Origin of the sequence: Mycobacterium palustre (assembly GCF_002101785.1) — a bacterium.
GTDB classification, from domain to species: domain Bacteria; phylum Actinomycetota; class Actinomycetes; order Mycobacteriales; family Mycobacteriaceae; genus Mycobacterium; species Mycobacterium palustre.
Window position 1 is genome coordinate 1 of the sequence record NZ_LQPJ01000141.1, and the last position, 16,396, is coordinate 16,396.

The window sequence follows — 16,396 nt, forward strand, 5'->3', positions numbered from 1 at the left end:
ACACTCAACGCCGCCACAGCGCACTCAGCGGCCTACCACCCATCAGCCGCCTGTAACCAACGTTATGGCCGGGTACACCTAGGCTACGGTGGCGCCCAGGAGGCGCGTGTAGGTACCGGGCTCTCCCGAAGCTGGAGCCCCGACCGACACGCCCTCCTGGGCGCCGGTCATTACCCGGCGGAGCATGGATTTGCAAACTGCTGCATAACCATGCAGAATCGTCGAAATGGCCGACGTATTGAGGGTGGCGGTTGCCGGCGCCACCGGCTACGCAGGCGGCGAAATCCTACGGCTGCTGCTCGGACACCCGGCCCATGCCGACGGTCGCCTCACCATAGGCGCGGTGACCGCGGCGGCCAGCGCCGGCAGCACGCTGGGGGAGCACCACCCGCACCTGATCCCGTTGGCGCAGCGCGTCGTCGAGCCGACGGAGCCCGCCGTCCTGGAAAGCCACGACATCGTCTTCCTGGCCTTGCCGCACGGACACTCGGCCGCGCTGGCCGAACGGCTCAACCCCGAAACGCTGATCGTTGACTGCGGCGCCGACTTCAGGCTCACCGACGCCGCCGCCTGGGAGCGGTTCTATGGATCCCGGCACGCGGGCAGCTGGCCGTACGGCCTGCCGGAACTGCCCGGCGCCCGAGAGCGGCTGCGTGACGCCCGCCGCATCGCCGTGCCGGGCTGCTATCCGACCGCGGCGCTGCTCGCCTTGCTGCCCGCCGTCGCCGAAGACCTCATCGACCCCGCCGTCACGGTGGTCGCCGTCAGCGGCACCTCCGGGGCCGGCCGGGCCGCCAAGACCGACCTGCTCGGCTCGGAGGTCATCGGATCGGCGCGGGCCTACAACATCGCCGGCGCGCACCGGCACACCCCCGAGATCGCGCAGGGGCTCGGGGCCGTCACCGGACGCGACGTCAAAGTGTCGTTCACGCCGGTGCTCATCCCGGCCTCCCGCGGCATCCTGGCGACCTGCACCGCCCGCACGCGTGCCCCGCTGTCGCAGCTGCGGGCCGCTTACGAAAAGGCTTACGACACTGAGCCGTTCGTGTACCTGATGCCCGAAGGGCAGCTGCCCCGCACCGGCGCGGTGATCGGCAGCAACGCCGCGCACGTGGCCGTCGCCGTGGACGAGGCCGCCGAGACCTTCGTCGCGATCGCCGCGATCGACAACCTGGTCAAGGGGACGGGCGGCGCGGCCGTGCAGTCGATGAATTTGGCGCTCGGTTGGCCTGAGACGGAAGGCCTCTCGGTGATCGGGGTGGCGCCGTGACCCAGACGACCGAGGCGCGGCTGCTGCGCGAGCAGGGCGTAACCGCGCCCGCCGGCTTCCGGGCCGCCGGCATCGCCGCGGGCATCAAGGCCTCGGGCGCGCGCGACCTGGCGCTGGTCTTCAACGAGGGGCCCGACTACGCGGCCGCCGGGGTGTTCACCCGCAACAAGGTCAAGGCCGCGCCGGTGCTGTGGACCCAGCAGGTCCTGACCACCGGCCAGCTGCGCGCGGTCGTCCTCAACTCCGGCGGGGCCAACGCCTGCACCGGACCCGGTGGCTTCCAGGACACCCACGCCACCGCCGAGGCGGTGGCGGCAGCGCTGTCGGATTGGGGAACCGAGACCGGCGCCGTCGAGGTCGCGGTCTGCTCCACCGGGCTGATCGGCGACCGGTTGCCGATGGACAAGGTGCTCGCCGGCGTCCGCGAAATCGTCCACGACATGGCCGGCGGGCTGACCGGGGGCGACGAGGCGGCCCAAGCCATCATGACCACCGACACCGTGCCCAAACAGGTTGCGCTGCATCACCCCAACAACTGGACGCTCGGTGGGATGGCCAAAGGCGCCGGGATGCTGGCGCCGTCGCTGGCCACCATGCTGTGCGTGCTCACCACCGACGCGGCCGTCTCACCCGAGGCGCTGGACCGTGCGCTGCGGCGCGCGACCGCACGCACCTTCGACCGCCTCGACATCGACGGCTGCTGTTCGACCAACGACACGGTGCTGCTGCTGGCATCGGGCGCGAGCGAAATCCGGCCCGGCCAAGCCGATCTCGACGACGCGGTGTTCCGGGTCTGTGACGACCTGTGCGCCCAGCTGCAGGCCGACGCCGAGGGCGTCACCAAGCGGGTCACGGTGACGGTCACGGGGGCCGCCTCCGACGACGACGCGCTGACCGCCGCGCGGACGATCGCCCGCGACAGCCTCGTCAAGACGGCGGTGTTCGGGTCCGACCCGAACTGGGGCCGGGTGCTCGCGGCCGTCGGCATGGCACCGGTGACACTGGACCCCGATCGAATCAACGTGTCCTTCAACGGTTCCGCGGTATGCATCGACGGGGTCGGCGCCCCCGGCGCGCGCGAGGTCGACCTGTCCGGGCCCGACATCGCTATCACCGTCGACCTGCGCCTCGGCGACGGCGAGGCCGCCATCCGCACCACCGACCTGTCGCACGGCTACGTCGAAGAGAACTCGGCCTACAGCTCATGACCCTGCACGTCGAGGAACTGCCCACCGGTGTCAAGGCCCAGGTGCTGGCCGAGGCGCTGCCCTGGCTCAAGCAGTTGCACGGCAAGATCGTCGTCATCAAGTACGGCGGCAACGCGATGACCGACGACGCGCTGCGGCACGCCTTCGCCGCGGACATGGCCTTTTTGCGCAATTGCGGGATTCATCCCGTCGTCGTGCACGGCGGCGGGCCGCAGATCAGCGCCATGCTGCGGCGGCTCGGCATCCAAGGCGACTTCAAGGGCGGATTCCGTGTCACCACACCGGAAGTGCTCGACGTGGCGCGGATGGTGCTGTTCGGGCAGGTGGGCCGCCAGCTGGTCAACCTCATCAATGCGCACGGTCCGTACGCCGTCGGCATCACCGGCGAGGATGCGCAACTGTTCACCGCCGTGCGCCGCAGCGTCACCGTCGACGGCGTGGCCACTGACATCGGCCTGGTCGGTGACGTGGAGCTCGTCAACACCGCCGCGGTGCTGGATCTCATTGCGGCGGGCCGCATCCCGGTAGTGTCGACGCTTGCCCCGGACGCCGAGGGCGTGGTGCACAACATCAACGCCGACACCGCAGCGGCGGCGCTGGCCGAGGCGCTGGGGGCCGAAAAGCTGTTGATGCTCACCGACGTCGAGGGCCTCTACACCAGCTGGCCGGACCGTGGCTCGCTGGTGAGCGAAATCGACACCGCCACGCTGGCGCAACTGCTACCCACGCTGGAGGCGGGCATGATCCCCAAGGTGGAGGCCTGCCTGCGCGCCGTCACCGGCGGGGTGCCCAGCGCGCACGTCATCGACGGGAGGGTCGAACACTGTGTGCTGGTCGAGCTGTTCACCGACGCGGGCACGGGGACCAAGGTGGTGAGCGCGTGAGCAACACCGAGCGGCTGCGCCAGCGGTGGGAAGCCGTGATGATGCACAACTACGGCATACCGCCGGTGGCGCTGGCCAGCGGCGAGGGTGCCGTGGTCACCGACGTCGACGGCAAAACCTATCTGGACCTCCTCGGCGGCATCGCGGTCAACGTCCTCGGACACCGGCACCCGGCGGTCATCGAGGCCGTCACCCACCAGCTGTCCACCCTGGGGCACACCTCGAACCTGTATGCGACCGAGCCGGGGGTCGCGCTGGCCGAGGAACTGGTCGCGCTGCTCGGTGCCGAGGCCCCGGCGCGGGTGTTCTTCTGCAATTCCGGCACCGAGGCCAACGAGGTGGCGTTCAAGCTGTCGCGGCTCACGGGGCGCACCAAACTCGTTGCGGCACAAGAGGCTTTCCACGGTCGCACGATGGGATCGCTGGCGCTGACCGGCCAGCCGTCCAAACAGGCGCCGTTCCAACCGCTGCCCGGACATGTCACCCACGTGCCCTACGGCGACGTCGACGCGCTGGCCGCCGCCGTCGACGGCGAGACCGCGGCGGTGTTCCTGGAGCCGATCATGGGGGAGAGCGGCGTCGTCGTCCCGCCCGAGGGCTACCTGGCCGCAGCGCGCGACCTCACGGCGCGCCACGGTGCCCTGCTGGTGCTCGACGAGGTGCAGACCGGAATGGGCCGCACCGGCGCCTTTTTCGCCCATCAGCACGACGGCATCACCCCCGACGTGGTGACCATGGCCAAGGGGCTCGGCGGCGGGCTGCCCATCGGCGCGTGCCTGGCCGTCGGGCCCGCCGCCGAGCTGCTCACGCCCGGCCTGCACGGCAGCACGTTCGGTGGCAACCCGATCTGCACGGCGGCCGCGCTGGCGGTGTTGCGGACCATCGCGGGCGAGGACCTCGTCCGGCACGCCGAGGTGATGGGCAAGTCGGTGCGGCACGGCATCGAAAGGCTGGGCCACCCGCTGATCGACCACGTGCGCGGGCGCGGATTGCTTTGGGGCATCGTGCTTTCCGGGCCGCGGGCCAAAGACGTCGAGGCCGCCGCCCGCGAGGCCGGCTTCCTGATCAACGCCGCCGCTCCGGATGTCATCCGTCTCGCGCCGCCGCTGATCATCACCGAAGCCCAGCTCGAGAGCTTCGTCGTCGCGCTGCCAAGCATTCTCGACGGGGCCGACGCAGATGCCTAGACACTTCCTGCGCGACGACGACCTATCACCCGGCGAGCAGGCCGAGGTGCTGCGGCTGGCCGCTGAGCTGAAGAAGGACCCGTTCGGCCGTCGCCCCCTGGAGGGGCCCCGCGGCGTCGCCGTCCTCTTCGACAAAAACTCGACCCGCACCCGGTTTTCCTTCGAGGTCGGCATCGCGCAGCTGGGCGGGCACGCGGTCGTCGTCGACGCCCGCAGCACCCAGCTGGGCCGCGACGAGACCCTGCAAGACACCGCGCGGGTGTTGTCCCGCTACGTCGAGGCCATCGTGTGGCGGACCTTCGGGCAGGACCGGCTGGACGCGATGGCCGCCACCGCGACGGTCCCGGTGGTCAACGCCCTGTCCGATGAGTTCCACCCCTGCCAGGTGCTGGCCGACCTGCAGACCATCGCCGAACGCAAGGGATCGCTGAAAGGGTTGCGGCTCTCGTATTTTGGCGACGGAGCCAACAACATGGCCCACTCGCTGCTGCTCGGCGGCGTCACCGCCGGCATCCACGTCACCGTCGCCGCGCCCGACGGCTTCGCGCCCGACGCTGCGGTGCTGGACGCCGCGCGGCGGCGCGCGGAAGACACCGGCGCCTCGGTCACCCTGACCGCCGACGCCGACACGGCGGCCAAGGGCGCCGACGTGCTGGTGACCGACACCTGGACGTCGATGGGCCAGGAGGACGACGGCCTGGACCGCCTCACCCCGTTCCGGCCGTTCCAGGTCAACGCCCGGCTGGTGTCGCTGGCCGACCCGGAAGCCGTTGTGCTGCACTGCCTTCCGGCCCACCGCGGCGACGAGATCACCGACGAGGTGATGGACGGGCCGGCCAGCGTGGTCTGGGACGAGGCCGAAAACCGTTTACACGCCCAAAAGGCGCTCCTGGTATGGCTTTTGGAGCGATCCCGATGACCCGCTCTAAGGCCACCCCCGAGATCACCCGGGCCGGGAGGCAGGCCCGCATCGTGGCGATCCTGTCGTCGACGTCGATCAGCAGCCAAAGCGAGCTCGCGGCCCGGCTGGCCGACGAGGGGATCGAGGTTACCCAGGCCACGCTGTCGCGGGACCTCGAAGAGCTGGGCGCGGTGAAGCTGCGCGGCGCGGACGGTGGCGTCGGCGTCTACATCGTCCCGGAGGACGGCAGCCCGGTGCGCGGGGTATCCGGCGGCACCGACCGGATGTCGCGACTGCTCGGCGAGCTGCTGGTGTCGACCGACGCCAGCGGCAACCTCGCCGTGCTGCGCACGCCGCCCGGCGCGGCGCACTACCTGGCCAGCGCCATCGACCGCGCGGCGCTACCGTACGTGGTCGGCACCGTCGCCGGCGATGACACCATCTTCGTGGTCGCCCGTGAGCCGATGACCGGTGCGGAGCTCGCGGGCACATTCGAAAAAATTCGGTAAGGAGATCGGTTTATGTCAGAACGCGTCATCCTGGCGTATTCCGGCGGCCTGGACACCTCGGTGGCAATCAGCTGGATCGGCAAGGAAACCGGCCGCGAGGTGGTGGCGGTCGCCATCGACCTCGGCCAGGGCGGCGAGGACATGGAGGTGGTCCGCCAGCGGGCCCTGGACTGCGGCGCCGTGGAGGCCGTCGTCGTCGACGCCCGCGACGAGTTCGCCGAGGGGTACTGCCTGCCGACCGTGCAGAACAACGCGCTCTACATGGACCGCTACCCGCTGGTGTCGGCGATCAGCCGGCCGCTGATCGTCAAGCACCTGGTCGCCGCGGCCCGCGAGCACGGCGGCGGCATCGTCGCCCACGGCTGCACCGGCAAGGGCAACGATCAGGTCCGGTTCGAGGTCGGATTCGCCTCGCTGGCACCGGATCTCGAGGTGCTGGCGCCGGTCCGCGACTACGCGTGGACGCGGGAGAAAGCCATCGCGTTCGCCGAGGAGAACGCCATCCCGATCAACGTCACGAAGCGCTCGCCGTTCTCGATCGACCAGAACGTGTGGGGCCGCGCGGTGGAAACCGGCTTCCTCGAGCACCTGTGGAACGCCCCGACCAAGGACATCTACGCCTACACCGAAGACCCCACGCTGAATTGGAGCACGCCCGACGAGGTGATCGTGGGGTTCGAGCGCGGCGTGCCGGTGTCCATCGACGGCCAGCCGGTGTCGATGCTGCAGGCCATCGAGGAGCTCAACCGCCGCGCCGGCGCGCAAGGCGTCGGGCGCCTCGACGTCGTCGAGGACCGGCTGGTGGGCATCAAGAGCCGCGAGATCTACGAGGCGCCCGGCGCGATGGTGCTCATCACCGCGCACACCGAGCTCGAACACGTCACCCTCGAGCGCGATCTGGGCCGGTTCAAGCGGCAGACCGACCAGCGCTGGGCCGAGCTCGTCTACGACGGTCTCTGGTATTCGCCGCTGAAGGCCGCCCTGGAAAGCTTCGTCGCCAAGACCCAGGAGCACGTCACCGGCGAGGTCCGGATGGTGCTGCACGGCGGCCACATCGCGGTCAACGGCCGGCGCAGCGCCGAGTCGCTATACGACTTCAACCTCGCCACCTACGACGAGGGCGACAGCTTCGACCAGTCGGCGGCCAAGGGCTTCGTCTACGTGCACGGGCTGTCGTCGAAGATCGCGGCCCGCCGGGACCAGAAGTGATGGCCGTCTGGCTCGAGTGTGCAATTTGCGACGCGACACGCCGCCGAAGCGTCGTGAGATGCACGGTCGCGGCGAGGTGACGGGCGGGTGAGCACCCGCGAGGGTTCGCTGTGGGGCGGGCGGTTCGCCGACGGGCCGTCCGACGCGCTGGCCGCGCTGAGCAAGTCCACGCACTTCGACTGGGTGCTGGCGCCCTACGACATCGTCGCCTCGCGGGCGCACACCGTGATCCTGTACCGGGCCGGGTTGCTCACCGAGGAGCAGCGCGACGGCCTGCTGGCCGGGCTGGACAGCCTCGCCGAGGACGTCGCCGACGGCTCCTTCGGGCCGCTGGTCACCGACGAGGACGTGCACGCCGCGCTGGAGCGGGGCCTGATCGACCGGGTCGGGCCCGACCTGGGCGGGCGGCTTCGGGCCGGGCGGTCGCGCAACGACCAGGTGGCCACCCTGTTCCGGATGTGGCTGCGCGACGCGGCGCGTCGCGTCGCGGCCGGGGCCCTCGACGTCGTCGCCGCGCTGGCCGCCCAGGCCGACGCGCACCCCACCGCCGTCATGCCCGGCAAGACGCACCTGCAATCGGCCCAGCCGATCCTGCTGGCCCACCACCTGTTGGCCCACGCCCACCCGCTGCTGCGCGACGTGGACCGCATCGTCGACTTCGACAAGCGCGCGGCGGTGTCCCCGTACGGCTCCGGGGCGCTGGCCGGCTCGTCGCTCGGGCTGGACCCCGACGCGATCGCCGCCGAGCTGGGCTTCGCCGCGGCCGCCGACAATTCCGTCGACGCGACCGCGGCCCGGGACTTCGCGGCCGAGGCCGCGTTCGTCTTCGCCATGATCGCCGTCGACCTGTCCCGGCTGGCCGAGGACATCATCATCTGGAGCTCGACGGAGTTCGGCTACGTCACGCTGCACGACTCCTGGTCCACCGGCAGCTCGATCATGCCGCAGAAGAAGAACCCAGACATCGCCGAGCTCGCCCGCGGCAAGGCCGGGCGGCTGATCGGCAACCTGGCCGGGCTGCTGGCCACGCTCAAGGCCCAGCCGCTGGCCTACAACCGCGACCTGCAGGAGGACAAGGAGCCGGTGTTCGATGCGGTGGCCCAGCTGGAGCTGGTGCTGCCGGCGATGGCGGGGCTGGTGGCCAGCCTGACGTTCGACGTCGAGCGGATGGCGGCCCTGGCCCCGGCCGGCTACACCCTGGCCACCGACATCGCCGAATGGCTGGTGCGCCAAGGCGTCCCCTTCCGCTCGGCGCACGAGGCCGCCGGCGCGGCCGTCCGCGCCGCCGAGGACCGCGGCGTCGGGCTTGACGAGCTGACCGACGACGAGCTGGCCGCCATCAGCCCGGACCTGACGCCCCAGGTCCGCGACGTGCTGACCATCGAGGGGTCGGTGTCGTCACGTGACGCGCGGGGCGGCACCGCGCCGGCCCGGGTCGCCGAACAGCTCGACGCCGTCCGGGCCCGCAGCGCAAAACTCAAGGACCGGCTGAACGTCAATCGCTGAGATGACCTAGATACCTGGCCCCAGTGGATACCGGCAGACTAAACTTCGGGGGTCAAACCATACGGTTGAACTTTTTGGCCCACATCCTCGTCACCAAGGGGTGCGACCCATGAGTGTCATCGCAGGAGTGTTTGGTGCGCTGCCGCCGTACCGCTATTCCCAGCGAGAGCTCACCGACTTCTTCGTCAGCATCCCCGAATTCGAGGGCTTCGAGGACATCGTCCGGCAGCTGCACGTCAGCGCCAAGGTCAACAGCCGCCACCTGGTCCTGCCGCTGGAGCGCTATCCGACGCTGACCGACTTCGGCGTGGCGAATCGCATCTTCATCGACAAGGCCGTCGACCTCGGCTGCGAGGCGCTCGAGGGCGCGCTCGACGAGGCGGGCCTGCGGCCCCAGGACCTCGACGTGCTCGTCACCACGACGGTGACCGGCATCGCCGTCCCGTCGCTGGACGCCCGGATCGCCGGGCGGCTCGGGCTGCGCGACGACGTGCGGCGGGTGCCCCTGTTCGGCCTGGGCTGCGTGGCCGGCGCGGCCGGTGTGGCGCGCCTGAACGACTACCTGCGCGGCGCGCCCGACGGCGTCACGGCCCTGGTCTCGGTGGAGTTGTGCTCCCTGACCTACCCCGGCTACAAGCCGTCGCTGGCCGGCCTGGTGGGCAGCGCGCTGTTCGCCGACGGCTCCGCGGCGGTCGTGGCCGTCGGCGAGCGCCGCGCCGAACGGCTCGGTCTCGAGGGACCCGCCGTCCTGGACTCGCGTAGCCACCTGTATCCCGACTCGCTGCGCACCATGGGATACGACGTGGGATCCGCCGGCTTCGAGCTGGTCCTGTCGAAGGATGTGGCCGGCGTCGTGGAGCGGTACCTCTACGACGACGTCACCGGGTTCCTCGGCGAGCACGGCCTGACGACGACGGACATCGGGGCCTGGGTCAGCCACCCGGGCGGCCCCAAGGTGATCGAAGCCATCAACGCGAGCCTCAGCCTGCCGCCGGAGGCCCTCGAGCTGACGTGGCGCTCGCTCGGCGAGATCGGCAACCTCTCGTCGGCCTCGGTCTTGCACGTGCTGCGCGACACCATCGCCAAGCGGCCGCCGGCCAGCGACAGCCCCGGGCTGATGATCGCGATGGGACCAGGCTTCTGTTCGGAACTCGTGCTGCTGCGCTGGCACTGATTTCGCCGTGTTCGTGGGGACTTCGTCGTACCGTAAGGCATCGCCCGATGCCTTACGGAACGTGACGGCGATGGGGCGGCGTCGACTTGGCGGGGCGCCAGTTCGGGGAGTGACAGGCGTGACCGGCACCGGCCGGGCAATCGTCCCGCCGCTCCACACCACCCGATCGCATTGAGCAGCAGGGGAGGCCGGGCCGCATGAACAGCACCCAAGAGGAGCTCGTCAAGGCCCTCCGAAAATCGTTGAAGGAAAACGAGCGGCTCAAGCGCGAGAACCGCCAGTACCTCGGCCGGGCGACGGAGCCGATCGCGGTGGTCGGGATGGCGTGCCGCTATCCGGGCGGGGTGGACTCGCCTGAGGGCCTGTGGGACATGGTCGCCCAGGGCCGCGACGTGGTGTCGGAGTTTCCGACCGACCGGGGCTGGGAGCTGGCGGACCTGTTCGATGCGGACCCTGACGCGGTCGGCAAGTCGTACGCCCGGGGCGGCGGGTTCCTCGCCGACGTGGCCGATTTCGACGCCGCGTTCTTCGGGATCGCGCCCAGCGAGGCGCTGGCGATGGACCCCCAACAGCGCCTGTTGCTCGAGGTGTCCTGGGAGGCGTTGGAGCGGGCCGGGATCGATCCGCTTGCGTTGCGCGGCTCGCCGACCGGTGTGTTCGCCGGGGTGTTCCACGGTTCCTACGGCGGGCAGGGCCGGATGCCTGCAGACCTGGAGCGGTACGGGCTGCGCGGGTCGACCCTGAGCGTCGCGTCGGGCCGCGTGGCGTACACGCTGGGCCTGGAAGGCCCGGCGGTGTCGGTCGACACGGCGTGCTCGTCGTCGTTGGTGGCGATGCACCTCGCGACGCAGTCGCTGCGGTCGGGCGAATGTGACCTCGCGCTGGCCGGAGGCGTGACGGTGATGGCCACGCCGGCGATGTTTGTCGACTTCAGCAGGCAGCGTGCGCTGTCGGCCGACGGTCGCTGCAAGTCGTACGCGGGCGCCGCCGACGGCACCGGCTTTTCCGAGGGCGTCGGCGTGCTGGTGCTGGAGCGGTTGGCCGACGCGCGGCGGCTGGAGCACCCGGTGCTGGCGGTGCTGCGGGGGTCGGCGGTCAACCAGGACGGCGCCTCCAACGGCCTGGCCACGCCCAACGGGCCGTCGCAGCAGCGGGTGATCCGCGCCGCGCTGGCCAACGCGCGGCTGGGCGCGGCCGACGTGGACCTCGTCGAGGGTCACGGCACCGGGACCACGCTGGGGGATCCCATTGAGGCCCAGGCGCTTTTGGCGACCTACGGGCAGGGCCGGCCGGCGGACCGGCCGTTGTGGCTGGGGTCGATCAAGTCGAACATGGGCCACACCGCGGCGGCGGCGGGCGTCGCGGGCGTCATCAAGGTGGTGCAGGCGATCCGCCATGGGCTGATGCCCAAGACGTTGCACGTCGATGTGCCTACGCCGCATGTGGATTGGTCGGCGGGGGCGGTGTCGTTGCTGACGGAGCCGCGGCCGTGGCCCGCCGTGGAGCGGCCCCGCCGCGCCGGGGTGTCGTCGTTCGGGATCAGCGGAACGAACGCGCACCTGATCGTGGAGCAGGCCCCGCCGGACTGCGAAACCCCTGCGGCGGAAGACGACGCCGCGGTGCCGTGGGTGTTGTCGGCGCGGTCGCCGGACGCCCTGGCGAACCAGGCGGCGCGCCTGCTCGCCCATGTCCGCGCCAACCCGGACCTGCGGGTGCTGGACGTCGGCTGGTCGCTGGTCTCGACGCGGTCGCTGTTTTCACATCGAGCGGTGCTGGTCGGGGCCGACCGAGACGAATTGGCTTGTGGCTTAGCCGGTTTGGCCGTGGGGGAGCCCGGTGCCGGCGTGGTGGTGGGACGGGCGCGGCCGGTGGGCAAGACGGTGTTCGTGTTTCCCGGCCAGGGTTCGCAGTGGGCCGGCATGGGGGCCGAGTTGCTCGACACGTCGGCCGCGTTCGCCGAGCACCTGGAGCGCTGCGACAAGGCGCTGGCCGAGCACGTGGAGTGGTCGCTGATCGACGTCATCCGAGGCGCGCCGGCGGCGCCGGGGCTCGACCGGGTGGACGTGGTGCAGCCCGCGCTGTGGGCGGTGATGGTGTCACTGGCCGAGTTGTGGCGCTCGGTGGGCGTGGTGCCCGACGCGGTGATCGGGCATTCCCAGGGAGAGATCGCGGCCGCCTATGTGGCCGGAGCGCTTTCGCTGGAAGACGCGGCCCGCGTGGTGGCGCTGCGCAGCCGGCTGTTGCTGCGGCTGTCGGGCGCCGGCGGCATGATCTCGCTGGCCTGCGGGCCGTCGCGGGCGCTCGAGTTGCTGGCGCCGTGGGCCGATCGGCTGAACATCGCTGCGGTCAACGGGCTTTCGGCGGTCGCGGTATCCGGCGAGGCGGGCGCCCTGACGGAGCTGGTGGCGCGGTGCGAGGCGGCCAACGTCCGGGCCCGCAGGATCGACGTCGACTACGCCTCCCACTCCGCGCAGGTGGACGCGATCCGCGAACCGCTCGCCGAGGCGCTAACCGGGATCGCGCCGCGTCCGTCGCCCGTCGCGTTCTTTTCGACCGTGACGGGCGAGCCCGTCGACGGCGCCCGGCTGGACGGCGACTACTGGTTCCAAAGCATCCGGCGGACGGTGCAATTCGAGCGGGCGGTGCGCGCCGCGCGCGACGCCGGGCACGGCGTTTTCGTCGAATGCAGCCCCCATCCGGTGCTAATCGCGGGCGTCGAGGAGACGTTGGGCGACGGTGATGCGATCGTCGTGCCGTCGCTGGGCCGCGACGACGGTGGCCTGCAGCGGTTTTGGCTGTCGGCGGCGCAGGCGCACGTGGCCGGCGCGCGGGTGGATTGGCGGGGGCCCCTTGCCGGCGGCCGCCGGGTCGACCTGCCTACGTATGGGTTTGTGCGGCGCCGATTTTGGCTGCCGGGCGCATCGGCCGGGGCGAGCCGCGCGCGCGAGCTGGGCGTGGTGGACGCCGAGCACGCCTTGCTGGGCGCGGTCGTCGAGCGGCCCGAGTCGGGCGGTGTGAGCTTGGCGGGCCGGCTATCGCTGCCCGCGCAGCCGTGGTTGGCTGACCATGCCGTGGCCGGCACGGTGTTGTTCCCCGGCGCGGGATTCGTGGAGCTGGCTATCCGGGCCGGCGATCAGGTGGGCTGCGCGACGGTCGAGGAGTTGACGGTGTCGGCCCCTTTGGTGTTGCCGGCGGGCGGCGGCGTGCGGGTGCAGGTGGTGGTCGGACCGGCGTCCGAGTCGGGGTCCCGCGAGGTGGCGGTGTATTCCCTTGCCGCCCAGCCGGGCTCGCAGTGGACGCTGCACGCCGAAGGCGAGCTGAGCGCCGCGCCGATGGCGCCGGCCGCCGAATTGTCGGTGTGGCCGCCTGCCGGCGCCGAGGCGGTGGATGTCAGCGACGGCTACGGGCGGTTGGCCGCGCGCGGTTACGAGTACGGTCCGGCGTTTCGGGGCCTGCGGGCGATGTGGCGGCGCGGCGCCGAGATCTTCGCCGAGGTGGCCGTGCCGCAGGACGCCGGGACGGCGTTGGGCGGCTTCGGGATCCATCCGGTGCTGTTGGATGCGGCGCTGCACGCGCTGGGGATGGACGGCGAGCACGGGCAGACGGTCCTGCCGTTTTCCTGGCGGGGCGTCTGCCTGCACGCGGCCGGTGCGTCCCGGGTACGGGTCCGGCTCGCCCCCGCCGGCACCGGCGCGATCTCGGTCGAGCTGGCCGACGCCGCGGGGTTGCCGGTGTTGTCGGTGCGCGAGTTGGCCGTTCGGCCGGTGTCCGCCCAGCAGCTGTCGGCGGCCGCGGCGCGCCCGGGCGGCGGCGGGCTGTTTCACGTGGTGTGGTCTCCGATGCCGCTGCAGCACAACGGCACCGCTGACGGCGTGGTGGTATGGGAGTTGGGCGCCGGGAACGGGAACGGCGACGTGGTGCGGTCGGTGCATGCGGTCGCCGCTGAGGTGTTGGGTGTGGTGCAGTCGTGGCTGGCCGGTGACCGGGCGGGCCTGTTGGTGGTGTTGACCCGTGGGGCGGTTGGGCTTTCGGGTGAGGCGGTTTTGGATTTGGCGGGGGCGGCGGTGTGGGGGTTGGTGCGTTCGGCGCAGGCTGAGCATCCGGGTCGGGTGGTGTTGGTGGATTCGGATGGGTCGGTGGATGTGCGGGCGGTGGTTGGTTGTGGTGAGCCGCAGGTGGTGGTGCGTGCTGGGGTGGTGTATGGGGCGCGGTTGGCGGCGTTGGGTGGGGGGTCGGTGTTGGCGTTGCCGGGGGGGCGGTGGCGGCTGGAACCTGGTGGTCGTGGGGTTTTGGAGGATTTGGTGGTGCGGTCTTGCCCGCGGGTGGAGTTGGGGGCGGGGCAGGTGCGGGTGGCGGTGGCCGCGGTGGGGGTGAATTTTCGGGATGTGTTGGTGGGTTTGGGGATGTATCCGGGGGGCGGCGAGTTGGGTGCTGAGGGCGCCGGTGTGGTGGTTGAGGTGGGTCCGGGCGTGACGGGGTTGGCCGTTGGTGATGCGGTGTTGGGGATTTTGGGTGTGGTGGGTTCGGAGGCCGTGGTCGACGAGCGGTATGTGGTGCCGGTGCCGGCGGGGTGGTCGTTTGTCGAGGCCGCGGGGGTGGCGGTGGCGTTTTTGACGGCGTGGTATGGGTTGTCGGAGTTGGCGGGGCTGCGTGCGGGTGAGCGGGTGTTAATTCACGCGGCTACTGGTGGGGTGGGGATGGCGGCGGTGCAGTTGGCGCGGCATTTTGGGGCGGAGGTTTTCGCGACCGCTAGCCGTGGTAAGTGGGAGACGTTGCGCGCCATGGGTTTTGACGCCGATCATATTGGCGATTCGCGGACGGTGGAGTTCGAGGACAAGTTTATGGCCGCCACGGGTGGGGCCGGGGTTGATGTGGTGCTTAACTCGCTGGCCGGTGAGTTTACTGATGCGTCGTTGCGGTTGCTGGGGCGTGGGGGGCGGTTTATCGAGATGGGCAAGACCGATCTTCGCGATCCGCGGCTGGTCGGTGAGCGTTATCGGGGGGTTAGTTATCGGGCGTTCGATTTGATGGAGGCCGGCCCGCAGCGCATCGCACGGATGTTGGCCGAGGTGATGGGTCTGTTCGCTGCGGGGGTGTTGGAGTCGTTGCCGGTCAAGGTTTTTGATGTGCGCCGCGCGGGTGAGGCGTATCGGTTTGTCAGCCAGGCCCGCCATATCGGCAAGGTGGTGCTCTCGTTGCCCGATGGCCCTGGCGGGCTCGGTGGTGGTGCGGTGTTGATCACCGGGGGCACCGGGATGGCCGGTTCGGCGCTGGCGCGTCACCTTGTCGAGCGGCATCGGGTGGCGCATGTGATGTTGGTCAGCCGTGGCGGCGAGCGCGCTGACGGGGCCGCCGAGTTGGTGGGCGAGTTGCGCGCCAAGGGGGCCGAGGTATCGGTGATCGCCTGCGACGTGGCCGATCGCGACGCCGCGGCGCGGTTGCTAACACAGCTGCCGGACCGGTACCCGCTGCGGGCGGTGTTTCACGCCGCCGGTGTGCTCGATGACGGGCTGATCTCCTCGCTGACCCCCGAGCGGCTCGACACGGTGCTGCGCGCCAAGGTCGACGGCGCGTGGAACCTGCACGAACTGACCCGTGACCAAGACCTGACGGCGTTCGTGATGTTTTCGTCGATGGCCGGAATCGTCGGGACGCCGGGGCAGGCCAACTACGCCGCGGCCAACAGCTTCCTCGACGGGCTGGCCGCCCACCGGCGCGCGCACGGCCTGCCCGGGTTGTCGATCGCCTGGGGACTGTGGGAACAGGCATCCGCGATGACGGCCCACCTCGACGATCGAGACAGGGCCCGCATGAGCCGGATCGGCTTGGGCGCCCTGTCGACCTCCCAAGCGTTGGAGTCGTTCGACGCCGCCCTCCTCGCCGACCGCCCCGTGGTGGTGGCCGCGCAGGTGGACCGGACCGCCCTGTCCGACAACGCCGCAGCGCTGCCTCCGCTGCTTTGCGAGCTGGCCGACCGCCCCACCCGCCGCGTCGTCACCGACGCCGGCGCCGCGGCGTCGACCAATAACCTCGGCGCGCGCCTGCACGGCCTGAGCGCCGAGGCGCGACAGCGCGCCCTCGTCGACGTCGTGTGCGGCAACGCGGCCACGGTGCTGGGGCTGCCCAACGGCGCCGCCATCGATCCGGCCCGCGCCTTCCAGGACCTTGGATTCGACTCGCTGACCGCCGTCGAGCTGCGCAACCGACTCAAAACCGCGACGGGCCTTACCCTTTCGCCGACCCTCATCTTCGACTACCCGACGCCGGCCATCCTCGCCGGCCATCTCGACGCCCAACTCGGCGCGGCCACGAACCAACCCGATCCGGCTGCGCGCTTCAACGACATCGCGCGTGAACTGCGGGCGCTGCTCGACCACCCCGGCTGGGCCGCCGAGGACAAAGCGCAGTTGATCCGTCACCTGCTCACCACGCTCGCCCCCGCCGGTGCCGATGATTCCGAGCACATTGACGACGACTTGAACGCCGCCACCGAAAGTCAGCTCTTCGCCATCCTCGACGAAGAACTCGGGCGTTGACACACCAGGACG

General features: G+C 70.9%; 9 protein-coding genes and 1 pseudogene. All 10 read left to right on the forward strand.

Features of this window, described 5'->3' with window-relative positions; all coding sequences use genetic code 11:
* Positions 1 to 210: 210 nt before the first annotated feature.
* The 10 genes and pseudogenes from argC to AWC19_RS25255 all read left to right on the forward strand — a co-directional run bounded on the left by argC (position 211) and on the right by AWC19_RS25255 (position 16,384).
* Positions 211 to 1,270 (forward strand): annotated as a pseudogene (argC, locus tag AWC19_RS25210) (N-acetyl-gamma-glutamyl-phosphate reductase).
* Complete coding sequence (argJ, locus tag AWC19_RS25215; protein WP_085080829.1) at positions 1,267 to 2,478, forward strand: bifunctional glutamate N-acetyltransferase/amino-acid acetyltransferase ArgJ; 1,212 nt, start codon at positions 1,267 to 1,269, stop codon at positions 2,476 to 2,478. Before argC ends, argJ begins: the two are co-directional and overlap by 4 nt.
* The gene (gene argB / locus AWC19_RS25220) at positions 2,475 to 3,362 is read left to right on the forward strand and encodes an acetylglutamate kinase (RefSeq protein WP_085080830.1); all 888 of its coding nucleotides are present in this window, start codon (positions 2,475 to 2,477) and stop codon (positions 3,360 to 3,362) included. Before argJ ends, argB begins: the two co-directional genes overlap by 4 nt.
* Positions 3,363 to 3,400: 38 nt before the next feature.
* On the forward strand, positions 3,401 to 4,549 hold the full coding sequence (locus tag AWC19_RS25225; protein ID WP_245849320.1) for an acetylornithine transaminase: 1,149 nt from the start codon (positions 3,401 to 3,403) through the stop codon (positions 4,547 to 4,549).
* On the forward strand, positions 4,542 to 5,468 hold the full coding sequence (gene argF, locus AWC19_RS25230) for an ornithine carbamoyltransferase (RefSeq protein WP_085080832.1): 927 nt from the start codon (positions 4,542 to 4,544) through the stop codon (positions 5,466 to 5,468). The genes AWC19_RS25225 and argF overlap by 8 nt, the downstream gene beginning before the upstream one ends.
* Entirely contained in the window at positions 5,465 to 5,959 is a 495-nt protein-coding gene (locus AWC19_RS25235; protein ID WP_085080833.1) for an arginine repressor, read from the forward strand. The genes argF and AWC19_RS25235 overlap by 4 nt, the downstream gene beginning before the upstream one ends.
* Before the next feature lie 12 nt (positions 5,960 to 5,971).
* A complete protein-coding gene (locus AWC19_RS25240; protein ID WP_085080834.1) occupies positions 5,972 to 7,168 on the forward strand; it encodes an argininosuccinate synthase in 1,197 nt (398 codons plus the stop codon).
* Positions 7,169 to 7,255: 87 nt separating this feature from the next.
* Entirely contained in the window at positions 7,256 to 8,674 is a 1,419-nt protein-coding gene (gene argH / locus AWC19_RS25245) for an argininosuccinate lyase (RefSeq protein ID WP_085080835.1), read from the forward strand.
* Positions 8,675 to 8,783: 109 nt separating this feature from the next.
* The gene (locus AWC19_RS25250) at positions 8,784 to 9,848 is read left to right on the forward strand and encodes a type III polyketide synthase (protein WP_085080836.1); all 1,065 of its coding nucleotides are present in this window, start codon (positions 8,784 to 8,786) and stop codon (positions 9,846 to 9,848) included.
* Positions 9,849 to 10,045: 197 nt separating this feature from the next.
* Positions 10,046 to 16,384 carry a type I polyketide synthase gene (locus AWC19_RS25255; RefSeq protein WP_085080837.1) on the forward strand — a complete coding sequence of 2,113 codons (6,339 nt, stop codon included), beginning with the start codon at positions 10,046 to 10,048 and terminating at the stop codon, positions 16,382 to 16,384.
* The last annotated feature ends 12 nt before the right edge of the window (positions 16,385 to 16,396 follow it).